This window comes from Vibrio sp. A1-1 (genome assembly GCF_021728175.1).
Taxonomy (GTDB): Bacteria; Pseudomonadota; Gammaproteobacteria; order Enterobacterales; family Vibrionaceae; genus Vibrio; species Vibrio diabolicus.
On sequence record NZ_JAKKCL010000002.1, the window covers coordinates 346,296 to 372,122 of the forward strand.

The window sequence follows — 25,827 nt, forward strand, 5'->3', positions numbered from 1 at the left end:
ACTTAACATTATTAATCAAACGCTAATTAACGAAGCTTTTTTTGTCGTGTGCGTCATAAAATGCGCGTCACAAACTCAATACAATCCAATGAATTTTGTTACTTTTTTAAGACAATTATTATTTTTATACCCAAGTAAGCTCAAAATTCTTGGGTAGCTTGTCTATTTTGGGAGAGGAAGCTCACTTATGCGAGGTTCAGTTATTAAAAGGATGTATGCGGGCTTTGCTCTGATCATCATCCTATTTGCCGTCACAATTGCCATTATGATGGGAGGAATGAGTGATATTCACGGGAAGTTTGGCACCGTGTCTAAATCATCCCTACCACTGGTATCGTTATCTAACCAAACCAGTGTTGAACTGCTTTCTGCCGACAAATCGTTTAAAGATTTTCTGACGACAGAGAATAAACAACGCATGGATGAAATGCGTCAGGAATTTGCTAGATCTCAACAACGTTTCGAATCCACTTTGGGTCAACTGGAAACTGCGAGCCAAATCTATCCCTCTCTTGCCGAACCGTTTTCACAATTAAAAGCGTTAGAGCAGAGCTATTTTACTGAAGCTCTTGAAGCCATGGACAACTACGAAGCGATGTTCGCTGCGCAAGAAAAAGTGCAAAAGTCGTCACGTCGCTTCCAAAAGCTGAATACCGAGTTGTCGGTCGGCCTTAAAGAATATGTGGCAGATCAAACCAGCATTTCTGTCAAAGTCATGGCGAAGAGTTACTTCATTAAGCTAAAAGATGCCGAAGTTATAACCTCTGATGCCCTCGCCAGCTCTGATCCTGAGTTTGTTACACAAGCCGTGACCAAAAACCGCAAAGCAGTGACTCATTTGAACTATGCTTTCCGTGGTTTAGTTACTCAATTACCTGAACTAAAAACAGCATTTGGTGAGTCGGTAGAACAATTCACACGCGACGTGGGAATGCGTGGAGGTGTCTTAGACCAGCACAATAATTACCTCAATGCTCGTGCAGCGCTATACAACAACATCGCCAACCTAGCGAATAAAGTTGATTCAACCATGGCGATTCTTGAGCAATTTACGACAACCGCAACGGATAAACTTAATGAATCGTTAGCAGACGCTGGTGACATTTATTCTGCGGGTGTGACAAAAGCCATCATCATTGGCGTTGTTGTCGTGTTACTTGCCACAGCGATTGGCTACCACATCGCGCATAGCGTTCGCGAACCATTGACTCGTATTCTAAAAGTGCTTGAAAGCCTGACTGAAGGTGACATGACACAACGTATCGATATTCGCTATAACAACGAGTTCAGCCGAGTGAGTGGACACATTAACTCACTAGCCGACAGTCTTCACGAGATCTTAGTGAAACTCAACGAAGCGTCAGAGAACCTATCTTCGACCGCAGCAACAAACGAAAGCACGTCTTCGCAAGCGCAAAGCAAATTAAGCTCACAACGCGAGCAAACAGCAAACGTTGCTACCGCAATGACGGAAATGTCTCACTCAGTGCAAGAAGTCGCTCAAAGTGCACAAGGTTCACTAGAAATGGTGCAGCGTGTCGAATCTGCCTCTGAAGAAGGCAGAAATGTCATGAGCAGCAATATCTCGACCATAAATCAACTGGAAACGCGTTTGAACGAATCCGTTTCCGCTGTCTCTGAACTGCAAAAAATGAGTGGTCAAATTGGTTCTATCCTCGATGTGATTCGCAACATTGCTGAACAAACTAACCTATTGGCATTGAATGCAGCAATTGAAGCGGCTCGCGCTGGCGAACAAGGTCGCGGCTTTGCGGTAGTGGCCGATGAGGTGCGTGTGCTTGCATCCAGAACCACTCAGTCCACCACTGAAATTGAATCGATGATCAGTAATCTGCAATCCAGCTCTCAGTCAGCAAATCAAGTGATACAAAGCTGCATGAGCGATATGGAGATGTCTGTTGAGCAAGCATCAAAAGCGAACAGCTCAATGGAAGAGATTCAAGCGCTAATCATCGAAATCAGCCAAATGAGTACGCATATTTCGCAAGCGGCAGCAGAGCAAAGTGAAACCTCAGCAGACATTGCACGCAGTATTGAAGATATCAATAGTATCGCCGATGAAAGCTTCCAAGCTATGTCGAGCATCGCACAGACCAGTGAATCCCTGACTCACTTGGCTCATCAGCAGAATGAATTGGTTCACCGCTTTAAGTTATAAATAATTTATAAATTTGAGCATTAATTAGTGCAATCAACTGTATAAGGGCGACTTTTTGTTAAGTCGCCCTTGTTTTTTATCAGCCATGTCTACATATGATTAATATGGCCAGCTCATCCCCTTGCACATCTCTTTTCGAGCGGCCTCATAAAAAGGAAAATCTATGGCTGTTCATGTTGGTATTATCGACCAAGACCCAGTGAGATTGGTCACTCCTCTATTAGATAATCGTACGCTAAGCACACATATCGTCTTCATCGGAGACAAGAGCCAGTTAGATATATTTGACCGACTGAGTGCCGTTTTAGAGCAACGAGACATTACTTCCGAATTTTTTGAAATCCCATCCGCCGTCAATACTTCGCTGATCAAACAAGCGATTCAAAAACTGGCAAAAGATCTCCATGAGCGCGGCGAAGATGTGAAATTGAACGCCAGTTGCGGTCTTCGTCATCGCTTATTGTCTGTGTACGAGGTTTTCCGTACCTATCGCTGGCCAATTTTTGTGGTTGAGCCAAGTAGCGATAAGCTTTGCTGGTTATACCCAGATGGCAAAGAAGATACTCAAGTCGAAGACCACATTACGATTGCTGACTACCTCACTATCTTCGGCGCACGCGGCGAGTTCCACCATGTTGATTTACCTCCTCTTCTTGATAAAAAACTGTATGAACTTGGTGAACGCTGGGCCTCAAATGCGCTTGAGCTTGGTCCAGGCTTAGCGACTCTTAACTACCTTGCAACCACATGCCGCAAAGAGCAAAAACTTGATGTGGAGCTTTCTGAAAAGCAACAAGGCTACCGTGAGCTCAACATGCTGCTTTCGGACTTAGTGGAAGCGCAAATCGCCACTTATGAGAATGGCGTTCTAACGTTTGCAGATGAAGATGCACGCCGCTTTTCAAACGGTGAATGGTTAGAGACTCTGGTACACAGCACGGTCAAGCAAATTCAAGATACAATGCCGACGATTCAAGATCGCTCTTTGAATGTTCAGGTTTATCGCAAACTTGGTGAAAGTGAAGTACGCAATGAGTTGGATGTTGCAACGGTGGTAAACAACAAGCTCCACATCATTGAGTGTAAAACCAAAGGCATGCGAGATGACGGCGATGACACCTTGTACAAGCTAGAATCCCTCAGAGATCTGCTAGGTGGTTTACAAGCACGTGCAATGCTGGTGAGCTTCCGACCGCTTCGTCACAATGACATTACTCGTGCAGAAGATTTGGGGCTAGCTCTGATTGGCCCTGATGAGCTTAAAGACTTAAGAACGCACCTAACGGCTTGGTTTAAAGACGCAGGTGGCTCGGACGAGATCTAACATCAGCGATAAAAGCTAGAATTCAAAATGATCAAAAGCAGCGTTACAGGCTGCTTTTTTTATACCTAATTTTTAAGTGTGGGTTTAGATAGGTAGAAAAAAACCAGAGGCGTGCCTCTGGTTTTTCCGTTTGTTTAAAATGCCAATTATCGCGGCTTACAGCATTTTACGCGCTGCTTCTACTACCACCTTAATTGAACGAGCTTCCGTCTCTTTCAGAGTTGAATGATCTGGAATCTCTTTTTGTGTACGGTTGATGATTACACCCGCTACACAACCTGCTTTTAGACCAGAGCTCGCACACATTGTTAGCAATGTTGCAGACTCCATCTCAAAGTTAAGTACGCCCATGTCTTGCCATTCTTGCATAGAACCTTGGAAACGCTTAACAACGCGACCAGAGAACGTGTCGTAGCGCTCTTGACCTGGGTAGAAAGTATCACTTGAAGCCGTCACACCCATGTGAACCGCAGCGCCAGACTCTTCTACTGCCGCTTTCATTGCAGTTGCTACTTCAAAGTCAGCAACTGCTGGGAATTCCATTGGCGCAAAGTGCAGGCTCGCACCGTCAAGGCGAACTGACCCCGTCGTTACGATCATGTCACCTACGTTTACATGCGGTTGAATTGCGCCAGTTGTACCAACACGTAGGAAAGTACGAACACCAAGCTGCGCGAGTTCCTCAACTGCGATAGAGGTAGAAGGGCCACCAATACCTGTAGAACAAACCACAACAGGTTTACCGTCTAATTCGGCACGGTATAGCGTGTATTCACGGTGACTTGCTAGAAATACTGGGTTTTCCATTTGTTCTGCGATTTTTTGAACGCGCGCTGGATCACCAGGAATGATGGCTAGAGTCGCACCATTAAGATCAGCTTCAGTAACACCTAAATGAAATACAGCTTGAGACATAAGTCGCTCCTTATTGTGGCTTATTTTATGAACAATAAGCTCATTAATCAGTTATTGGGTACAAATGCACTGTAGCGAACCTTTCACCAACATAGAGTGATCACAATCACAATGAGAAAATGTAATGAAACTATAATTTCACCCAAAACAAGCAATGATCACACTTTTGGAGAGTTTGGCTCATTTTGTTGCATAGCGATGCGTGATTTCAAAAACAAACTAAAACATATTATTAGATTTCGTCGATACGGTTAAAAAAGCCCGAGACACGAATGCCTCGGGCTTTTTATTAACTAGTTAGGTAGGTCACTTGGCCTGCTTGGACTCAAAACGGAGCAATCTCAACGCATTTAACGTAACCAGTGCAGTTGCGCCGCTGTCGGCTAATACTGCCACCCATAGACCCGTAATGCCCAGTAAACTTGTCACCAAGAAAACGCCTTTCAAACCAAGCGCTAACGCAACATTCTGACGAATATTACTTAACGTCGCACGCGATAGTTCTATCATGGCAGGTAACTCAATCAGACGATTGTGCGTTAATGCCGCGTCGGCCGTTTCCAGCGCAACATCCGTACCGCCTCCCATCGCAATACCGATACTCGAAGCTTTCATCGCTGGCGCATCATTAATACCGTCTCCCACCATTGCAACGGTGTGTTGCTGTGATAGTTTCTCGACGTAATGCACTTTATCTGCTGGTAATAAGCTTGCTTTATAATCCAAGCCTATTCTGGTCGCCATTGCTTCAGCACTTCTCGGGTTGTCACCGGTTAGCATCACCGACGTTATCCCAAGCTCCTTCAACGTAGCGATAGCTTCTTGGGCATCTGGGCGCAATGTATCTTGCCATGCGATCACGCCAATGACCTCGTAATCGTAACGCACAATAACAACCGTTTTACCTTGTTGTTCCAACGTCACCACTCGCTCTTCGGTTTCTTGAGAAAGTGGGAAATCGGCCTTAGAAGGCGTGACTACTTGGACTATTTTCCCATCGACGTAACCTGTGACACCAGAGCCCACTTGCGCGGTTTTATCTAGCGCTTCAGGAATAGTAAGCCCCTGCTGTTGCACTTTATTAACTAAAGAAACCGCGAGAGGATGGCTTGAGCCAACTTCGATTGAGGCTGTCAGGCTAAGTAACTTGTCTTCATCTACATCAAAAGCAAAGACGTCGGTCACCTGCGGCTTACCTTGCGTCAATGTACCGGTTTTATCAAATGCGACGGACTCCACCTTACCAAGCAACTCAAGCGCCGCACCACCTTTGATTAATGCCCCCCGCTTCGCCGCAGCCGCCAAGCCAGAAGTAATCGCTGCAGGCGTTGAAATAACCAACGCACACGGACAAGCGATCAGTAACAGGGCAAGTCCTCGATAAATCCACGTTTCCCATGGTTGAGCAAACAACAGTGGTGGCGTGACGATAACCATCAAGGACACCAACATCATCAGCGGCGTATACCAACGGCTGAATTTATCCAGAAAACGTTCTAATGGTGCCTTACGAGATTCTGCTTCTTCAATCAAATGGAGAATTCGGTCAATCGCATTCTCGCCTTGACGAGAAGTCACCTGTAAACGAACGACTTTATCGACAACCACAGCCCCGGCCATCACTTTGCCACCCGTTTGGTGCTCAACAGGAACGGATTCTCCCGTTAACGCGCTTTCGTCAAAACTTGCAAGCGCATCTTGCAACACACCATCCGCTGGCAAACGACCACCGGGGGCAACTTCTATAATATCCCCAGGCTTAAGCTGAGCTGCAGGCACCTCTTTACGCTCACCATCAACAATTAAAATTGAATTTTCTGGGACTAAGTCCATTAGCGCTTGGACACCACTTCGAGCGCGGGATGATGCATATGCTTCTAACTTTTCACCAATAAGGAAAAGCAATAACACCATTGCCGCTTCAGCGGTTTCACCTAAATATAAAGCGCCGAGCGCTGCCACACTCATTAACGTTTCAATCGCAAAAGGCGTACCGCTACGCGCCAACTTGAACGCTTTAAGCGCAATTGGGTATAAACCCAGTAAACAGGTCAACGTGAATAACCAAGTACTTATTTGAGGGTCGATCTTAGAAATTATTGCCGCGACAACCATCGCACTAGCAATAGAGAGAATTTGAATGTTGTCTTTTACTACCCCACGCCAGCCCTTCGTTGCAGTATTTGGTTTTGGAGCATCGAGTGAAGAAAGCGGAAAACCTGTTTGTTGGGCTGTATGCTCTATCGTAGAGGTCAGCTCGCGATCGTCAAAATCGACAACCAGTTTTTCTGTTGCAAATAAGACTTTTGCTTGGTTAACACCTTCCAAAGACGTAATGGCCTTCTCTAGCTTTTGCGCACATGAAGGACAATCCATACCTGACACAAGCCACGAGTTTCGAATTGAGGAATCACTCTCCCTTGAGGGCTCTTCCTCCTCACCAGGGTCGGCGCTACAACTCCCTCCGCTGCAACATGAACTTTCAGACACTTCTACGCCAGCTTGAGAAATGTTGAGTGAAGATTTTACTGGTGCGCAGCACGACTCGCTCGCGCCAAGCGGCACAGCAGTTTTGATTTTGCTAGATTGGCAACCTTGATGTTTCGTACACATAATTTATTTTCCTTATTGGTGTAGGCTCTTTGCCTATGACTAAGGATAAACCTTAGAGCTAGCTCCAAGGTCAAGGTGATTTTTTAAAAACTCATCGATTGAAAATAAAAAAGACGCCGAAGCGTCTTTCCAAATGACTTATTTAAAATCAAGCACCTATGATATTTGTTCAGAAAGGTTAAACTGGATGCTTAAAACACTCATTTAAAGTCATCCCGATGGCGCGCAGCACATCTCGCCTAGTGATAACGCCAACCAATTTACCTTTGCCGTCAACCACTGGATACATTTTTGGCTTACCAATCTTCATCATGTCAGCCAACTCAATCACTGACATGTCTGGAGACACAGATAAAACATCGTCATGCATACACTCTTGAACGGTATGCGTATCTTGGCAGTGATAACTCGCTTTCACCAATTTATCTAACAAGTCTTGCTCTGATAAGAATCCAACTACCTTTTCATTCTCATCAATGACGGGTCCACCTAATGTGACGCTTTGCATGACTTTATTCAAAGCAGCCGAAAGTGACATATCTTTAGTGAAGGTCACCGCTTGCAACGTCATGTAATCTTTTACTTTTAATGAATGCATTCTTATCTCCTTAAGGGCATTTTATTGCGGCCTTTAGATAAGTGTCGCCTAATTTCCTGAATTTACTAAATGGAAATGAGTAATTTTATTTATAGGTGCAGCCTATTGATCTGAATCAAAATTAAGTCATCATCGGCATTCACTGTTGTTTAATTGAGTACAACTTGCAAATGGGCTGATTTTTAACAGGTGGTAAATACAACAAAGCCAGTCAAATTGACTGGCTTCATTATTGGCGCATAGTTACATTAACAATGATGTCGACGCATATTGTCTAAAATAATACCGGTTGCCATTGCGACATTCAGCGACTCAGCACCACCAAATGCCGGAATCGTGATCTTATTTGTCACAAGCTTCGCAGCGTCTTCACGTACGCCGTGGGACTCGCTGCCCATCAACAAAATACCTTCAGCAGCGAATTCCGTTTTATGAACGCTCTCCCCTTCCAGAAACGCGCCATAAACTGGCAAATTGGCTTCTTCTAAATAACTTGGCAAATCAACCAGACTCACTTGTACGCGGCCAAAACTGCCCATGGTCGCGCTGATCGTCTTAGGGTTATACGGATCAGCACAATCTGTACTCGCAATAATGTGCTTGATGCCATACCAGTCTGCGACACGAATAATCGTTCCTAGATTACCTGGGTCAGATACGCCATCTAGCGCAATCATCAAGCCTTTTGCTTGAGGCACTTTTACACTCGGGATTTCAACCACGGCAATGGCCGCGTTATTGCTCACGAGTGTGCTCGCTTTGGTCAGGTCGTCAAGCGATGCTTCAATGCAATCAAAACCACTTAGCGCACTAGCGTTTTGTTCGAGAAATGCCTCGGTTGCGAAGACATGCTTCACCTTTAATGAACTACTTGCCAGCTCTAAAACGTTCTTTTCACCCTGAACTAGGAATAAGCCATGCGCTTTACGCTGTTTCTTTTGACCTAAAGCACGAAGCAGTTTTAATTGGTTTTTTGAAATCATTAAAGTATCCCAGGTGAAAATGGTTATTCGGCGAATGTACTCGAAATAATCTTCACGACAGTTCGGTATCAAGCGCGTGAGATTATAAATTATACCTAAATAACCTCAAGAAACTTGATTCATCAGAAGACTTTGAAGAGCAAACGCAGTAAAAGAGGGTTCAAAAACGAAAAAAGCCCTGCGATATACGCAGGGCTTTTAAAGGGTGGGACCCCAGCCACATCCCGGCACACAAGTCACCCGCTGCGGCTGCTTCCTTCCGGACCTGACCGAGTTCACGAGCTATTGTTGCGAGAGGACCAGAGCCCCATAATTCTTTTCGAGAGGACTTGCCTCAATCGATGGGGCGATTATTCAGTATCAGCCCTCATAATGCAAGAGCAAAAACCTTGAATTTCGTCATTTCATTACCGTTTGGACAAAACTCGATCAATTCATTCCTCTATGATTGAGCCACGTAACGATGCGAAGAAGGATAGCGGCGTGTTGACTGCTTACTTGAATACATATCTTCATCAGCTAAATGCATGGCTTGCTCTAAGCTCATGTGCTGTTCTCTTTTTGCAGAGACACCGATAGAGATACCCACAGACTCTAACTCACTACACAGTTTGCCTTTTACATCAATTCTACTGAGCTCTTTCATTGCCCTATTTAATTCTGCTTGAGTCGGGTAGCCCAACAAGATGAACTCATCTCCCCCTATCCGGTAACTTTTCCCTGACCATACATAATGAATTTTTAGCGCCAATAATTGCAACACCTCATCACCAGCACGGTGACCGTACGTATCATTGATTCGTTTGAAGTGGTTAATATCCAAGTAAAGTATGGATAGATCTTTGTTTACGCCTTTTCGATGTTTTACTTGCAACGCGCGGCGATTTCTTAACCCCGTTAAATTGTCGGTATTCGATTGACGGTAAAGATAAAGCGAAACGCAAATCGCAAACAACAATACAAAGACAAACACAGCCTGTGTTTGCGTCGCCAGCCGAACCTCATATTCAAGCGCGGTACGCCAATCTGGGCGCAGGTCGTACTGGGCAATGATCTTATCAACTTCCAACATCGCTATCGCTCGACTGAAAAAAGGAGCAAGCATGGCACCTTTCTCGTTCGCCACCAATCCAACAGAAAGTTGTGACTGGTAAAACTCACCAATCGCCGTGTCCTGCTCTATCGGAACCAACTCGCTCAGACGTAAAAAGTGGTTGAGCATCGCGGTATCCATCGGAATATAATCGACCTCTTCATTCAATAAACCCTGAATGAGTTCTTGTTGGGTACGATAACGTTTCAGCTCTTTTAGCGGTAAAAGTTGCGTCATCATTTGATCGAAAAAGTCGTCCTCAACCACACCAATCCGCTCAGAGATCAACTGTGACACATGAGAGTAAGTGTTCGGCTTGTAACCTAAACGCTTGACCATAACGGATGCTGGTGAGTAATGGGGCTTGGGAAAGTAACTAAATTCATGCCGCTCGCGACTGACCGTTAACGGCGCTAAAATTTCGAAATTCCCCTGCATAAACTCATGATACATGGAACCCCAACTTTCATTTGGCTCACTAATGATCACGCAGTTTAATGCCAAGATCTCACAGCTTCTCAGGACGACATCTGCCGTCATCCCTTCGATACTGCCGTCTTCGTTGTAAACAACATATGGAAAGATAGATTCGAGCTTGATCCGTATAGGCTCACTAAAATCGAGAGGTAATAAGCGAATAGATTCTCGCAATGCCGCTCGCCTGAGTTCAAATTGATACTGGGAGATCTCTTCACGAAGTTGCTTTTGCACTCCTTCCCCATGAATAAACGTAGCGAACGTATCCAACTCTTCGAGATGATGATCTTTTTTACTGATGATCGATACTGGCTTTATCGAAATCTGATCATTTAACATCTTAGCGTCAAAGCCCTCCAGCAGCATCGGCTTAAGCTGATTGATGGCATCGACTACGCCTTCAACAACGCCTGATCTCAGTAACGTTACCGCTTGCTCATGACCTTGATAAGAGACCTGTTTTAGCTCCGGGTAGTATTGTTTAAGTAATTCGGCATAAACCGTATCTTTAGGGACGCCAACTCGTGAAATGTCACTCAACGTCGAGTCTTTTAAACCAAAAAGGTAGGTATATTCGATATTAGTTGGACGGGAGTAACTAAAGCGTTGAGCACGCTCTTCTGTGTAAGTGATATTCGCAGCAAAATCCGCTTCCCCATTCGCGACGGAATTTAGAATGGCATCAAAGCTGGAATAGTTCACATATTGAACGGTAAAGCCGAACTCTTTCGATGCAGCATTAAAAAGAACACGGGTGACGACATCATCCGCTTCTGTCGCAACTTTATAATGAGCAATTAAAGGTGATTCAGCTTTTACATTCAAACTCAGTAGGCAACAAGTAAAAAGCAACAGTGTTCGAGCAAAGGTAGTCATGACAAACTTATCTTAAATCAACCACTTATAATGTGGTTATTATTATTGGAAGTTTAGTAAATATGAAATGAAGAACATATACTAATCTTCATTTTGTTCCACAACCAATTCGATAGTCTGCCGCACGTGTCACTTTTTACCTGACGAAATACTCATAATTCTGCCTGTTCATCGCTGCTACGTAAGATATAGTCCGTCATCCAAGCCGTTCCTAACAAACAGATCCAAACAACAAAAACAGGGTTTGGTACATCTGTAGTCGGACTCACCACTAAGGCAGCAAAGCCAACAGTCGGTAATGTCCAGCACAATAGTTTACTCCAACGAATGGAGTGTTTAAGCTTCGCGAGGGTTTCCATTGAAGCCAGCATTCCTGTCACGCTCAATGCCACAAGAACGGCATATGGCAAGCCAGCAATCCATAATGGGAACAACAACAGCATCGGCCACCAGCTGTGCTTATTGGATGGGGTCCAATGTACAGCAGACCACCACATCGCCATGACCGCGACAGTTTGAACCACTGTAACCCAAGCGGATCCATCCAGCTTCCCACCTTGTTGCGTGACCATAATACCGACTTGTAGAGTAAGTACGATTAGGCCTGCGGTGAGCAGGACGCCCAACGAACTTCTACGAGAGAACACTACCATTAAAAGTGGGAAAAGGATCAAAATACCAATCGATAGCGCGATTGGCTGCATTGAGAGCGTAGCGCCAAAAGCCATCATTGCGCCCAGCAACACCAAGCCTGCAAACCCGCCTTGTGGCAAGATCCACAACGCCGGGATCATGAGTGCAAGAACGGGAATATCTCCCTCGCTCAAACTCATCGCTCGAACGCACACCACTGCGAGTAAAGTCGTAATGAAAAATTGAAGTGTCGATAAAATCATAGCGCCTCCTGGCTTCCCCACCTACTTGGTAACTCAACGGCAAAAACTGGGATTAAAAGTCGTTGAGAGGGTCTAGATTCAAGCTTAGCTTGTGTTTGTTTTATGCTTTTTAACGCTCATTAACATACGGCACGACTGAAGAGAAAATGTGATCAACAAAAGTCAATCGCGGGCAATATAAACGTTAAGAACCGTTAGCAATATACAAGTCCGATGGTTTACCATTCCTTAGTAATCCACAATAGACACTTTTGAGTATGGACCAATTTTTAGCGCAAATCTTTGCTGTAATTCACCAAATTCCAAAAGGAAAAGTCTCCACCTACGGGGAAATCGCAAAAATGGCAGGTTACCCGGGCTACGCAAGACATGTTGGTAAGGCGCTTGGTAATTTGCCAGAGGACAGCAAACTCCCGTGGTTTAGAGTGATAAATAGTCAAGGAAAAATATCCTTAAAAGGCAGTAATTTAGAACGACAAACAAAGAAATTAGAAGCCGAAGGAATTGAAGTATCTGAGATTGGAAAAATTTCGCTAAGAAAATACAAATGGCAGCCTTAGGCTGCCATTTTTTGTTCGCTGAGTTTGATATTAACGCGTACCAACTAGACGAATATCCAACTGGTGAGTTTGTGCTTCATCTGTGATTACACCGTTATGCGTATCGCTGATAAAACGCAATTTACCATCCACTTCAATACGCGCACGGACGCTGTAACGATGGTTTGGTTTGATTTCATTGTTATCGTAGTTCAGTTCAAAAGAAAGAGGAACTTGTTTACCTTCCGTTTCGAATGTCTGCTTTGCTAGTACTTTTGCTGGCGCGTCAGCCAAAGACACATCTTCTAACGCGACGGTAACCACTGCGTTTGGCGGCAGAGCAATACGCTCACGGTAAGCCACTGTACCTGTAATCGTCTTCATTGACGCCTCTGCAGATTCCATTTCTGTATTTTGAGAAGTTTGGCAACCCACTAACGCAGCCCCAAAGAGTAAAGAAGTAACAAGCAGTAGTGTTTTTTTCATATCTTCCTCGAAAAGAGTATTAAACCGGAGCAATTATAGGTGTGGAATATAAAACTGTCTGCTTCCTGTCAGTTTATTTGACAATAGTTTGACTGAGTTAGAATTTATCAAACAATTGATTTTGTTTCATAATCGGAACAATACTATTTCTAAGTTACTCAATAGTTCTTAACTATGGCACTTCACAAGAGTGAGACTGTTGAGGTAAGTTGGAGTGAAAGACAACGGTGAGGAGACACAATGAGTAAACCATTACGAGAATTGCTCAGCCTACTACAACTCGAAAAATTAGAAGAAGGCTTGTTTCGTGGCCAAAGTGAAAACCTAGGTTTGCCTCAAGTGTATGGTGGCCAAGTGATTGGGCAAGCGCTTTCTGCTGCGCGCTACACCGTTGAAGAAACACGCGCGGTGCACTCCTTCCATAGCTATTTTTTGTACCCTGGTGATCCAGAAAAGCCCATCATTTATGATGTAGAAAACCTAAGGGATGGCCGTAGCTTCAGCACCAGACGCGTTAAGGCGATTCAAAATGGACGCCCTATTTTCTACCTAACGGCGTCTTACCATGGCGATCAACCTGGTTTTGATCATCAAAAGGAAATGCCAGACATTCCTGGCCCAGAAAACTTCGCCTCTGAGAGTGAGCTTGCTAGCCATATAGCCGAATTCCTACCAGAGCGACTACGCAAAACATTTTGTGGTGAAAAGCCAATTGAAACCCGTCCTGTTACGGTCATCAACCCCCTAAAACCCAAAAAAGCAGAGCCTAAACAGTATCTTTGGATTCGTGCCAATGGTGAAATGCCAGAGAACCTGCTTATACATCAGTACCTGTTGGCCTACGCATCAGATTGGGGATTCCTCGTGACAGCAATGCACCCACATGAAGTGTCATTAATGACGCCAAACTTCCAAGTTGCCACCATTGACCATTCAATCTGGTTCCACCGTCCGTTCAAAATGGATGAATGGCTGTTGTACGCGATAGAAAGCCCAACAGCGAGTAATACTCGTGGGTTAGTGCGTGGCGAAATCTATAACCAACAAGGTCATTTAGTGGCAACCGCAGTGCAAGAAGGTGTAATGCGCTATACCAAGTAACCGCTAAACCTTAAACGACAAAAGGAGTGCTCAGCACTCCTTTTTTTGTGGGTATCAAACGATAATTAATTTGGTTGATACTTCATAGTAATGACCGACCATTCGTAAAGTGATTTCGGGTAACCGTATTCGCCTTTCCCGTAAACGACATTTGGGTCAGCATAGAATCCACCTTTATCCGTTGCTAAAAATTCACGCACCCCACGACGGTAAGTAATGATTGGTGCAGCCAACTCATACTCTATGTCTTCCAAATTAGAATCATCAATCACTAAGAACCGAGTCATACGGATAGTGCTACCGCTGGTGCAATACCCTGGATCATCATAACCAATTGCATTAAAAGGCTTAAGGTCATCAGCAAATAGCTCTGATGTACATCCATCGAATCGAGCAACATGCACCCATGCTGCCTTTTCTTGTCTTCGGTCATCGCTACCAACTGGCTTAAACATAAATAGCACAACCTTACCTTTACCGTGTTTTTGCAGCTCGTCATCCGTCGGTTCACGTACCGAACGCGAACCCAAGATACCAAATTCACTCTCTTCTAAATTGGCAAACTGTGGGGCACTAAGCGTGCTCACAATGACGGTTTGTTCGCTATTAAGTTGTGTGTATTTATCTGCAACACCCGATTCTGCCAAATTGACACTAACCGTGACTTTTGTTCTTGGTAACGCTTTGTAATCTCGCGATTCACTCTCAGAGATATCTAGCGCAATAGAATGGTATTGAGAATAATTGGTTAGCGTCAACTCAGCATTCGCATTGTCTAACGTGGCAAGATCTTTGCTCACAGTATCGCCAAATGAGTAAGTTCGAGTACCGACCGTTCTACCGAAATCTAAGTCAATTGCCTTGAAAGGCGTAAACTCAACGGTTTGAAGTTTCGTGGTAAGACCGGGATGATCCGCTTTATTAATGGTGCCGTTAACCAATACGGTTTTAGTTGTATAGTTACGTGCAGTTAGCGTCACTTCTAATTGGTACTCGCCTGCGTGCAAAACCTTCAAACGCCCCGTTTCAGAAGAGGCTAACTCAACCACAGGATCTTTTTGGTTAATAAGACGATAGCTGGCTTTCGCCTCTTCTCCACTCATCACTGGTGAGATAATAGTACCCGCTGAAAAGTCTACCGTTGGATAAGCAATCGATACAGGGTTTGTGCCCTGTTTGATCGTAACAGAGAAACTGCTTTCACCCGGAGTAAATTTATCGTCCCCTGCATCCGATACAACAACTCTTGTGCTGCCAGCATTGAGGATGCGCATCTCGCCCGTTTTGCTGTCCAGGGAAACCACATCCGTTGCTGCATTTTCTGCAAATCGATACGAAACTTCGCCAACCGTACCAGAGATGGTCGGTTTTTGAACATAAGGCTGGCTGGTTTTCCAAGTCTCTTCCACATCGGATTGCACATCAATCCGACTCGGCGCACTAAGAATATTAACGTACACTTTCTGATCTGGACCCGCAGTATAATTCGCGCTCTCCTGTCTGCGAACTGTTAACGTCGCTTTACCCGCTTTGTAAACATAGGCACGTCCATCCGCAGTAACCTCTATAACATCTGTAGCAGTGTTATCAACGAGTTCTACATGATCGTTACTTGTACTTAAACCAAAGTCACGACGAAGATCAAAGCTATAGTCTTTGCTATACACCATTTCATAATCTTGTGTCACCATGGCTTGTCCCGCAGCCTTCGCTACTTTGATGACTACATTAAACTGAATTGGTTGATATAAATCCCCACCATCATCTTCAAACTTAAGACGATATTCTCCAGCCGTCTCTACTTCTAACTTGCCATCGGTCATTCTTAAGCCGTCCGGTAAACTACCGACTAGGCTTACGTTGCCTTTTTGTCCTGAAAATGCCAAAGGAATTGAGAGGCTAGGCTGATAAATAAGCGACATTTCAATGTCGTTCATCACTGGATGAGGCGCGCGATTAACTTCAACATTGAAGCGAGCTTTACTTGCAGGATAATTACGCATTTCATGCTCGTAGATTTCAACTTCAGCCGTACCTACACCTTTGATCAGCAGTGCTTCACTGCTCATAGATTTAGCGATAACATCTGTGCCGCTAATAATTCGCAGTGAATAGTCGCCGCGAGCATTCGTCACCTTAGGGAAAATTCGGCCACCTTCCTCATAAGTTTTCACAACATCCGCTACGCTGATTGCTTCGCGTTGACCTTGTTTTACATCCACAACAAATTGCGCCGTTTGCTGCTTATCTAGAAAAGCATCGCTGTAAGTTGCTGTCGCTTCAACGGTTAGCTGCCCGACATTATGAACAAGGAGTACACCTGACTCCGGGTTGAGTAACTCGGCAACTTTGTTGTCTGGTTCGCTGCGAATGATTTTGTATGTGATGCTTTGCGTTTGAGCTTTATCTAAACGTGCAGGTTCTAACGTCAGCCCTTCTCTATATTCGTCTTCCAGCAAGGCGAATTGAAGTTGCCCGGATGCTACTCCATGAAGCTTCACCGTTGCGCGAACTTGCTTCGGCAGATAAAGCTCGTTACCTGAGTCAGTAATCAGTACCGACGCCTGACCAATTGAGCCTAATGAATATACCGAACCGTTCTCATCAACCCGAATCAAGTTATGACCACTTTCTACTTCATAACTCAATTCACCTTTTTGGCCACGAACGGTCAGCGCTTTCCCTTCAGATTCGATTGCATTAAAGTTTAGATCACTAACCGAAAGGTCTGTGTTAATACCTCGTTCCACAGTGATAGAAAATCGTGCTTCAGAGGATTCATAAGCAGAACTGCTATCCGTAGCCAGAATTGTTGCCGTTCCTGGACGCAAAATTTGTAGCATTCCAGAGTCATTAATTTTCACAACATTTAGCGGATTAGAGTCAATGACTTGATAAGACACCGAGCCATGTACATTGCTCAATTTTGCCTCTGTAACGGTTCCCACGCCCTCAAACTTCAATACCGTGTCTTCAGCTTTTAACTGTGGACGGCTCTGCTTAGTTATCGTGGTTGGTGTGTTTGTATTGTTCGTTTTAGAGTCACCTCCACCACCACAACCAGCGAGTAAAGCCGCGAGAAAAAGCAAATAATATTTTCTGTTCATTTTTAGAAACACTTTGTCACAAATAAGTGCTAGCGATAATAATACGATGTTTTATTAATCACTATATCCATTTTTGAGTACTTTATTACTTAAGTATTTGCTACTGTATTACGCATAAAAATAAATGTTCAGAAGTGGTGACTAAAATACACAAAACAACACAAAGCAAACGTTTAAATTAAACCAATTAATTAATTTAGTAAAAATGAATATTCAATAAAAATAAAACACGAAAAATAAAGAGAAAAAATTGCGTTATTTTTTCATGCGTTTTGCTGTATGAGCACTTAATAAAGGATAAAAAACAAACAGTTAATGCGGAAATAGAAGAGAGAATAAATATCGTTTATATTTATTCCAATCCAGTAAAAAGTAACCTAGTTAGAATAACCCTGCTACCTGTTAACACTTAAAATGCTAACAGGTAGAGTAACCATTAAATAAAATTCGTATAAAGCTATTTAGTTGAGAAGTGGTAACTCAGTCGTATATTTAATGGATTCCATAGCAAATGTTGAAGTCACATTAGACAATCCCTTTACACTATTAACTAAGCGCTTATAAAACTCGTCAAAACACTTCATATCTTTCACCAGCACTTTCATCATGTAGTCATACTCGCCGGCCATACGATAAAACTCCATTACCTCGGGGAAATCACTCACTGTTGTGACAAAATGGTGATACCAATCTTCGGAGTGATCGATGGTTTTTAGCTGAACAAAAGCGATAAAAGACAGGTCGAGTTTTTCTGCACTCAGTAACGCCACGCGCTTTTCGATGTAGCCTTCTTCTTCCAACCTTTTCAAACGCTTCCAACATGGCGTCGTTGTCAGATTTACCTGCTCTGCTAACTCATTTAATGACAAGGTGCTGTCGGTTTGTAACAACGCAAGCAGCTGCTTATCGACTCGATCCAAAATCATCCTATAAAACCCACAAAGTGTAGAAAACTTTTCTATCAAAACATCCATTACCAGCAACTATAGCAAAGTTTTTCTCTCATATTATAGGTAAATTATTCCCATCTAATGCTTATCTATCGATTTCCAAGGAGAGACGCCATGTGTACTGACCACAACTGGATCAACAATGCAGTGCGTAAAATTGAAGCAGACTTTCAACGTTCTGCTGATACTCATTTATTTAAACTCGAACTGCCTTCTCTTGATGGTATCGATATCTACCTAAAAGATGAGAGCACGCACCCAACAGGCTCTCTGAAACACCGATTGGCACGCTCGTTGTTTCTTTATGCGATTTGTAACGGATGGATTGGTCCTGAAACCACAGTGATTGAAGCGTCCTCAGGCAGCACTGCCGTTTCAGAAGCGTATTTTGCTCGCTTGCTTGGCTTACCGTTCATTGCTGTTATGCCGAAAACCACCGCACGTAAAAAGATTGAACAAATTGAGTTTTACGGTGGTAAAGCGCATCTTGTAGAGCGCTCAGATCAGATTTATGACGAGTCTCGACGCTTGGCTCAAGAGTTAAATGGTCACTACATGGATCAGTTTACTTATGCTGAACGTGCGACTGACTGGCGCGGCAACAACAACATTGCGAACTCTATCTTTAGCCAAATGGAACTAGAAGATCACCCAATTCCTAATTGGGTAGTAATGAGCCCAGGAACTGGTGGTACATCCGCAACCATTGGCCGTTTTATTCGTTACCAAAAATACGACACCAAACTTTGTGTCGTAGACCCTGAAAACTCGGTGTTTTACGACGCTTTCCAGTCAGGTAATCACTCATTAAAAGGTGAGACCGGCAGCAAAATTGAAGGCATCGGTCGACCACGTGTCGAGCCAAGCTTTATTGCAGGTGTTATTGACGAGATGCGCAAAATTCCAGACGCTGCCAGTGTGGCAACTGCACATTGGGTTTCTCAACTGATTGGGCGTAAAGTCGGTGCATCAACGGGGACGAACCTCTACGGTGTGCTTCAACTGGCCTGCGAAATGAAACAACGCGGTGAAACAGGCTCTATCGTGACACTTCTATGTGACTCTGGTGAGCGTTACTTAGATACGTATTACGACTTAGCATGGGTAAAAGAGAACATCGGTGATATTCAACCTTACCTCGCGCAACTTGAAGTCATTCAAGCGAAAGGCTGTGTCGAACCTGCATGTTGCGGTCCAATTACCGCTTAATATGTAAATTCGAATGTAAAAAACAGCCCGCTGATGTGCGGGCTGTTTTTTTGGAAATGAGTATTACTTTTTCTGACGCGCTTCAAACGCCGCCAATTGTTCTGGCGTTGCCGCTGGCTGATGATTTTGTTTCCATTCATCATAAGTCATGCCGTAAACACGTTCGCGAGCGTCATCAATATCTAAATCCACACCGAGATTTTCCGCTTCAGCTTTGTACCATTTGCTAAAGCAGTTGCGACAGAAGCCCGCAAGAATCATGAGGTCGATGTTCTGCACGTCTTTATTCGCGTCTAAATGCGCCAATAAACGACGAAATGTCGCCGCGTCTAACTTATCTTGTTCTTCTTGAGTCAGATTTTTATATTTGAATTCAGCCACTTTCCTTTCCTTCTCTCTTATTTGATTGACGTTAGTCACCATACCGAATAGTAAGTTCTCCAGCCTAGGAAGTCTGCTTTAGCGCAACAATTCCCAGTCTAAATGACTACCTTTGCGTAAAAGCTGATATGATAAACGCCATCTATCTTATTGATTAAATTAATATTAACACAACTCATTACAACGGTCTTTTACAAAGGTTATCGTCAAGTTATGAAAAACGCCATTCTATTATTGTCTGCCTTGACCATCAGTGTGCCGACTTTTGCTGCTCAAGAACAAACTCATCAATCTTATTTTTATCTGGGTACTGGTAACGTCGGTTTTGATACACCCTATTTTGGCTCAGACAGAGACAATGAGTGGTCCACACCACATATCACTGTTGGTTGGGGCTATCATGTCAATCAATACCTTGCGTTTGAAGGTGTGCTTCGCTATTCCCAAAACGAACTTAAGAACGACAAACTGAAAACAGATTTGGATTTGCACTATTACCAAGCGGGTATGTCAGCAGTATTGACCAGTGATAACCTTGGCGATACGCCACTTTCTTTGTTCGGCCGCGTGACCGCGTTAGGGACTCAGGCAGAAATGTACGTTCCAAACCAACAAAAAGTCACCGATGATTCAGGAGCACTATTCAATATCGGTGCTGGTGTCCATTGGGATATGAGCAAAGACATCTGGTTGCGCGCAGAGTACATCTATAATGTCGCAGATATGGGCTTTGAAGATTTTTACGACAGCTACGAAGGTGTGCAAATTAGCTTAGGGAAACGCTTCTAACATTAGGTAGCGCCAAGTTACCAGAATTGAAATACAAACAAGCCGAGGTTTTTACCTCGGCTTGTTTTACAATCTACGGTGTGTCATCAGTTACTGAGCGGAAAACTTTTCTGTTGTCTCTTGATTCACATGGCTACTTGGTTGACCGGCATCGAGAGAGTGTAAAATGCCATCTTGACGATCTTTTAGTGCATTCGTTAACGTCGGAAGTGCAGTGGTCGCTAACAACGCCATAACACCCGCAACTAAAACCATTTCTACCATGTAACTACCACGTACTTTTTTCAAGAGAACACCTCAAATAATAATAGGTATATGCTGCTTTCCCGGCATGACACCTAACAAGACCCGACATTCAGTCAATACGATGAGCGAGTCCTGTGCCCCTCGAAGAAGTGGCGAAATAATAAACAAAAATAATCATTAGATCTATAAGTAATCACTCTCAATATAAAAAAACACCGAACAACAGTTGTTCGGTGTTTTCAATCAAAGCTTTACGTACAGCGGCTAAGGATGAGCAATACGGCCTTTTGTATCGTGGCTGAGTGCTTTGTTCAATTCAGCTTCTACATGACCTGGCGCATGTGTTTTCGCCGAAATCAATCGGTACATAGCCGGGATGACAAATAAGGTCACCAATGTTGCAAATCCCATCCCGAAAAAGATCACGGTACCCACAGCAATACGACTCTCATAACCTGCCCCTGTCGAAACGATCAGCGGGATGGCACCAGCAAGCGTGGTAAATGCTGTCATCAAGATCGGGCGTAGACGTCGCGCAGCTGCATCAATAACCGCTTTTTCGAATTCAACACCACGGTCTCGCAACTGGTTGGCAAACTCAACAATCAAAATGCCGTTTTTCGTCACCATGCCGATCAACATGATCATGCCGATCTGGCTGTAAATGTTCATGCCTTGCCCCATCACAACCAAGCCAAGGAAGCCACCAAATACGCCCATCGGCACCGTAAACATCACCACTAACGGGTTCACGAAGCTTTCAAACTGAGCCGCCAACACGAGATACGCCACAAGCAATGCCAACGCAAATACGACAGCAACACTCGCTTGGTTCTCTTTAAAGTCTTTTGACTCGCCAGAATAACTCACCGAGATGTCACCTGGTAAGTTGTCTATCGCTTGTTGATCAAGGTAATTCAGCGCGTCTCCTAATGTGTAGCCTTCTGACAGATTAGCCGTAATAGTGATGGATTTCTGTTTGTTGTAGTGAGATAGACGAATAGAAGCTGCCACTTCTTCAATTTTAGTGACCGCGTCTAACGTCACTAACTGCCCACTATTAGTTCGCAGATAAATCTGGCTTAAATCCGCTGCATTATTAAAGCTGTTTTCATCACCACGAAGATACACATCATACTCTTCGCCACGCTCAACATAAGTCGTTTCACTTTTACCACCAAGCATGATTTCTAGCGTATCAGAAATGTCTTTGACACTGACCCCTAGTTCTGCGGCACGCTGTCTGTCGACCGTAACCAATAGCTCTGGCGTTTTCTCTGAGTAATCGATCTCAGCGCCTTCCATCATTGGCGATTCTTCTGCTTTGTTTTTCAACATTTCAGCCCAGACGAGAAGTTCATCGTAATCAGAGCCACCTAATACAAACTGAACAGGCTCACTCGAACCACCTTGGAAACCAGGCATGAATGGGAACACTCGAACATCAGGTATGCCAGCCAGTGCACCACGCACTTTGTTAAGCGCTTCCTGAGCTGTTACATCTCGCTCGTTCCAGTCTTCTAGAATCATGATAACAAAGCCGGTTTGATCGCCTGCCTGTCCACCAAATGCAGGCGTTTGAATACTAAACGACTTCAGATACCCTTGCCCAAGTAATGGCATCAATCGGTCTTCAACAATGTCCATATTGGCTGACATACGATTGTATGACGTAGCATCAGCCCCGCGTACAAACGCAAACATCACCCCGCGATCTTCTTGAGGGGTCAACTGGGCTGGCACTTGGTTCATCAAGAAGTAACTGCCGCCCAAACACGCCAAAATCACCAGCGGTGCAGCCCAACGCATTTTCAATGCGCCTTTCAATAATGAGCGGTAACCACTCTCAAGTTTGCTAAATAGGCGATCGACCACTTGATTAAATCGATTTGGTTTTACATTCGCCTTCAAAATCTGACTACCCAACACAGGAGTTAATGTTAGGGCGATCAAAGACGAGAAAATCACAGACATCGCCAACAAGACAGAAAACTCAGTAAATAGCAGACCTACCATGCCATCCATAAAAGAAATCGGCAGGAATACCATCACCAGCACTAACGTTGTCGCGATAACGGCAAAGCCTACTTCCCGCGTGCCTTTATAGGCCGCAAGCAAAGGCGATTCACCACGTTCGATATGGTGGAAGATGTTTTCAACAACCACAATCGCGTCATCCACTACCAAGCCGATAGACAGGATCAATGCCATCAAGGTAATTAAGTTGATAGAAAAGCCAAAGTAATAAGCGGCAATGAATGAGGAAATCAGCGATACCGGAACCGTAACCGCAGGAATCAAGGTTGCACGAGCTTGACCAATGAAGATGTACAACACCAAAATAACCAAACCGCCCGTAATAAATAGCGTGCTATACACCTCTTCTATCGAGCGCTCGATAAACACCGTCGCATCGTAGTCGATAGCAAGCCGCGTTCCTTCCGGCAAGAACTTCTGGATGTTATCAACTTCAGCTCGAACTAATTTTGCTACTTCTAACGGGTTCGCATCAGACTGAGGAACAACCCCCAAACTAACATTGACGACGCCATCGCTTTTAAAGGTCGAGTTTTCGTTCTCTGCACCGATAAAAACATCAGCGACATCTTTCAAATAGATAGGCGTGTTGTCGCTTGCCCTTTTAATCACGAGGTACTGAAAATCTTCCGGCGTGTTATAGCTACGCGCTGTCCGTACCGACATGACTGTCGAATCATTACGAACTTCACCACCCGGACTTTCTAAGTTTTCACTTCGCAGTGCCGATGTAATGTCAGAAGCCGTGACTGAGCGCCCCGCCATCAGCTCTGGCTTAAGCTTCACGTACATCACCTTGTACAAACCACCAGAGAGATCAATTGAGCTCACCCCAGAGATCAAGCTAAAGCGATCCATCAGTACACGTTCTGCATAATCCGTCAATTGAGTGCGGTCCATCTCTGCAGAGCTGAGGTTAATATAGAGGGAGGCCTGACCTGAACCGTTATTCTTGTAGACAATTGGATCGTCCGCTTCATCAGGTAGCGAACGTTGAGCGCGAGCCACCGCGTCGCGAACATCACTAACACCCGTATTGAGATCGTAACCTAGCTCAAAAGTGATCGTGATACGCGAACTGCTGTTTCGCGTCGTCGAACTGATCTCATCGATTCCGCTGATACCTGAAAGCTGATCTTCTAATACAGAAGTAATTTGACTCTCGATGATCGTCGCGGAAGCGCCCTCGTAACGCGTACTGATGGAAACGACCGGACTTTCAATGTCCGGCATTTCTCGCACCGCTAGTTTCGTAAAGGATACAAAACCAAATACACACAGCAGCATACTCAATACCAGCGCTGCGACTGGGCGTTTTACAGAAACGTCAGAAAGTAACATTAGTTTGCTTCCTTAGCCGCTTCGTCTTGCGTGCTTTGAACACCTTGATTACCAGTTGCGTTAGCTGTTTCTGACTTTCCTGGTGCGACAATTTCCTTAACTTCAACACCATCTCGCATATTAACGATGCCCTGTACAACAATTTTGTCGCCAACTTCAACGCCTGATTCAATAACGACTTCGTTATCGACACGAGCACCGAGAATGACTTCTTGTCGAGTCGCTTTATTGTTGTCATCGATGACGTATACGTAACGCTTAGTGCCAGAGTATTCTAGTGCTTGAACCGGGATAATTGGCGCTTCAATCTCAGGGAAGGCCAATGATGCATTCATTAACATGCCCGGCTTTAAGCGGTTTTCAGGGTTCTCAAACTCAATACGCACACGCAGGTTCAGAGTTTCTGAGCTGATCCGCGTATCAATGCCTGTAACCTGACCAGTAAACGTCTGTTCACCCCATGCACTGGTTTTGGCAATGACTTCCATACCAATAGAAAGCATCGATAAATAGCGCTCCGGTACTTGTAAGTCCAGCTCCATGACGGAAAGGTCATCCAAGGTCAACAGCTCTGTACCCGCGCTAACCATTTTACCGCGACTAAAATCGATGAAACCAACAGTGCCAGAGAATGGAGCCGTAATATGAAGATCGGCCAAATTTGCTTGAGCGGCGTCCAGCCTTGCTTGTGCGATTTCAACACTTGCTTTTTGTGCGTCGATCTCAGTTTGGGTGATAGCATTTCGCTTAACCAAACGTTGAAACTCTTTTAGCTTACGTTGTTCATCTTTAAGGTACGCCTTTGCCTCAATCAAAGCGGCTTGAGCCTTATCATCATCCAACTTGATTAACAGCTGACCTTGTTGGACATTTTGATTCGCTTTAACAGCGATTTGATTCACTTTGCCGGCGACTTCCGATGCAACAACCACAGACTCCGCCGCTTCTAACTTACCGATAAGCGATAAGGATTGATTGATCTCGTGCGTTTCTACTTGTTCAGTTACGACGGTAACTGCTGAGCCTCGCATAGCTGCGAAAGCTGATGGAGAACTCATTAATATAGAAAGCGTTAAAACAGATAACGATAACGTGGCTTTCATGCTCATGATATTGACTTCTAAACGAATAAACTTATGTCATTAAACTGCTTACATTTTATCAGTAGATACGTGGTTTAACGTCAAGTAGTGTAAATTCAAGTAAAAAGAGCGTTTCTCTTCTGTTCAAAGGACACACAAAACGCTGACTTTCTACCATCTTTGCCCAAAAAGACAGCATTCAACGTAAAAACGCAAGAAAAACGCTTTACAGCCTGAGCGAGTTTGCTATGATTCGCTCCGCACTTGGGAGATGAGTTGGGAAAACGTCTTACTAAGTATAAAAATCCTCTGGAGGGGTTCCCGAGTGGCCAAAGGGAGCAGACTGTAAATCTGCCGGCACTGCCTTCGATGGTTCGAATCCGTCCCCCTCCACCATATTCTTTCTTGTGTTTTTCCTTTAAACATAAGAACAACTTGGAAGCTAGGTTGGGAAACTATCTTTTAAGTATAAAACACCCTGGAGGGGTTCCCGAGTGGCCAAAGGGAGCAGACTGTAAATCTGCCGGCACTGCCTTCGATGGTTCGAATCCGTCCCCCTCCACCATATTCTTTCTTGTGTTTTTCCTTTAAACATAAGAACAACT

Annotated in this window: 19 protein-coding genes, 2 tRNA genes and 1 other RNA gene; 8 read left to right on the forward strand and 14 right to left on the reverse strand. The window is 44.3% G+C overall.

Annotation, left to right across the window (positions count from 1 at the left end; genetic code table 11):
- Positions 1-187 precede the first annotated feature (187 nt).
- Positions 188-2,179, forward strand: a complete 1,992-nt coding sequence (locus L3V30_RS05610) for a methyl-accepting chemotaxis protein (protein WP_237308497.1) — start codon at positions 188-190, stop codon at positions 2,177-2,179.
- Between the two features lie 163 nt (positions 2,180-2,342).
- Complete coding sequence (locus tag L3V30_RS05615) at positions 2,343-3,503, forward strand: DUF1887 family protein (protein ID WP_005390608.1); 1,161 nt, start codon at positions 2,343-2,345, stop codon at positions 3,501-3,503.
- A gap of 156 nt (positions 3,504-3,659) precedes the next feature.
- On the opposite strand, the gene udp is transcribed toward L3V30_RS05615, so the two are convergent.
- The 7 genes from udp to L3V30_RS05650 form a co-directional block, all read right to left on the reverse strand.
- The gene (udp, locus tag L3V30_RS05620; protein ID WP_012842006.1) at positions 3,660-4,418 is read right to left on the reverse strand and encodes a uridine phosphorylase; all 759 of its coding nucleotides are present in this window, start codon (positions 4,416-4,418) and stop codon (positions 3,660-3,662) included.
- A 306-nt stretch (positions 4,419-4,724) separates the two neighbouring features.
- A complete protein-coding gene (locus L3V30_RS05625; RefSeq protein WP_237308498.1) occupies positions 4,725-7,031 on the reverse strand; it encodes a zinc/cadmium/mercury/lead-transporting ATPase in 2,307 nt (768 codons plus the stop codon).
- Between the two features lie 178 nt (positions 7,032-7,209).
- The gene (locus L3V30_RS05630; protein WP_005390603.1) at positions 7,210-7,629 is read right to left on the reverse strand and encodes a CBS domain-containing protein; all 420 of its coding nucleotides are present in this window, start codon (positions 7,627-7,629) and stop codon (positions 7,210-7,212) included.
- 248 nt (positions 7,630-7,877) lie between these two features.
- Complete coding sequence (locus tag L3V30_RS05635) at positions 7,878-8,612, reverse strand: RNA methyltransferase (protein WP_048626169.1); 735 nt, start codon at positions 8,610-8,612, stop codon at positions 7,878-7,880.
- 208 nt (positions 8,613-8,820) lie between these two features.
- Positions 8,821-8,917, reverse strand: an RNA gene (ffs, locus tag L3V30_RS05640) — signal recognition particle sRNA small type.
- A 137-nt stretch (positions 8,918-9,054) separates the two neighbouring features.
- Complete coding sequence (locus tag L3V30_RS05645; RefSeq protein WP_046874703.1) at positions 9,055-11,058, reverse strand: GGDEF domain-containing protein; 2,004 nt, start codon at positions 11,056-11,058, stop codon at positions 9,055-9,057.
- A gap of 152 nt (positions 11,059-11,210) precedes the next feature.
- Positions 11,211-11,954 carry a hypothetical protein gene (locus L3V30_RS05650; RefSeq protein ID WP_046874702.1) on the reverse strand — a complete coding sequence of 248 codons (744 nt, stop codon included), beginning with the start codon at positions 11,952-11,954 and terminating at the stop codon, positions 11,211-11,213.
- Positions 11,955-12,211: 257 nt separating this feature from the next.
- Here L3V30_RS05650 and L3V30_RS05655 point away from each other — a divergent pair, with 257 nt between their 5' ends.
- Positions 12,212-12,514, forward strand: coding sequence for a DNA base-flipping protein (locus L3V30_RS05655; protein ID WP_005390592.1), 303 nt, complete (start codon positions 12,212-12,214; stop codon positions 12,512-12,514).
- Between the two features lie 30 nt (positions 12,515-12,544).
- On the opposite strand, the gene L3V30_RS05660 is transcribed toward L3V30_RS05655, so the two are convergent.
- Positions 12,545-12,979, reverse strand: coding sequence for a YbaY family lipoprotein (locus L3V30_RS05660; RefSeq protein ID WP_012842007.1), 435 nt, complete (start codon positions 12,977-12,979; stop codon positions 12,545-12,547).
- Positions 12,980-13,219: 240 nt separating this feature from the next.
- Here L3V30_RS05660 and tesB point away from each other — a divergent pair, with 240 nt between their 5' ends.
- Positions 13,220-14,080 carry an acyl-CoA thioesterase II gene (gene tesB, locus L3V30_RS05665; protein WP_005390581.1) on the forward strand — a complete coding sequence of 287 codons (861 nt, stop codon included), beginning with the start codon at positions 13,220-13,222 and terminating at the stop codon, positions 14,078-14,080.
- Between the two features lie 65 nt (positions 14,081-14,145).
- Here tesB and L3V30_RS05670 read toward each other — a convergent pair whose 3' ends face one another.
- Positions 14,146-17,187 (reverse strand): cadherin repeat domain-containing protein, encoded by a 3,042-nt coding sequence (locus tag L3V30_RS05670; protein WP_237308499.1) that lies wholly within the window; start codon positions 17,185-17,187, stop codon positions 14,146-14,148.
- Positions 17,188-17,648: 461 nt separating this feature from the next.
- Complete coding sequence (locus L3V30_RS05675) at positions 17,649-18,113, reverse strand: Lrp/AsnC family transcriptional regulator (RefSeq protein ID WP_053807138.1); 465 nt, start codon at positions 18,111-18,113, stop codon at positions 17,649-17,651.
- Positions 18,114-18,251: 138 nt separating this feature from the next.
- Between L3V30_RS05675 and L3V30_RS05680 the strand changes: the two genes are divergently transcribed.
- Positions 18,252-19,346: a PLP-dependent cysteine synthase family protein gene (locus L3V30_RS05680; protein WP_005390576.1), complete on the forward strand. Its 1,095-nt coding sequence runs from the start codon at positions 18,252-18,254 to the stop codon at positions 19,344-19,346.
- A 63-nt stretch (positions 19,347-19,409) separates the two neighbouring features.
- Here the strand turns inward: L3V30_RS05680 and L3V30_RS05685 are convergent, their stop codons facing one another.
- Positions 19,410-19,727, reverse strand: a complete 318-nt coding sequence (locus L3V30_RS05685; protein ID WP_005390574.1) for a DUF1244 domain-containing protein — start codon at positions 19,725-19,727, stop codon at positions 19,410-19,412.
- A gap of 213 nt (positions 19,728-19,940) precedes the next feature.
- Here L3V30_RS05685 and L3V30_RS05690 point away from each other — a divergent pair, with 213 nt between their 5' ends.
- The gene (locus L3V30_RS05690; RefSeq protein WP_085343461.1) at positions 19,941-20,516 is read left to right on the forward strand and encodes a porin family protein; all 576 of its coding nucleotides are present in this window, start codon (positions 19,941-19,943) and stop codon (positions 20,514-20,516) included.
- Positions 20,517-20,606: 90 nt separating this feature from the next.
- On the opposite strand, the gene L3V30_RS05695 is transcribed toward L3V30_RS05690, so the two are convergent.
- From L3V30_RS05695 to L3V30_RS05705, 3 genes are all read right to left on the reverse strand, one after another.
- On the reverse strand, positions 20,607-20,804 hold the full coding sequence (locus tag L3V30_RS05695; RefSeq protein ID WP_005390570.1) for a type II secretion system protein: 198 nt from the start codon (positions 20,802-20,804) through the stop codon (positions 20,607-20,609).
- Between the two features lie 222 nt (positions 20,805-21,026).
- Positions 21,027-24,140, reverse strand: a complete 3,114-nt coding sequence (gene vmeF / locus L3V30_RS05700) for a multidrug efflux RND transporter permease subunit VmeF (RefSeq protein WP_237308500.1) — start codon at positions 24,138-24,140, stop codon at positions 21,027-21,029.
- Positions 24,140-25,249 (reverse strand): efflux RND transporter periplasmic adaptor subunit, encoded by a 1,110-nt coding sequence (locus tag L3V30_RS05705; RefSeq protein ID WP_237308501.1) that lies wholly within the window; start codon positions 25,247-25,249, stop codon positions 24,140-24,142. Before L3V30_RS05705 ends, vmeF begins: the two co-directional genes overlap by 1 nt.
- Before the next feature lie 284 nt (positions 25,250-25,533).
- Between L3V30_RS05705 and L3V30_RS05710 the strand changes: the two genes are divergently transcribed.
- Positions 25,534-25,618, forward strand: a tRNA-Tyr gene (locus L3V30_RS05710).
- Positions 25,619-25,702: 84 nt separating this feature from the next.
- A tRNA-Tyr gene (locus L3V30_RS05715) sits at positions 25,703-25,787 on the forward strand.
- The last annotated feature ends 40 nt before the right edge of the window (positions 25,788-25,827 follow it).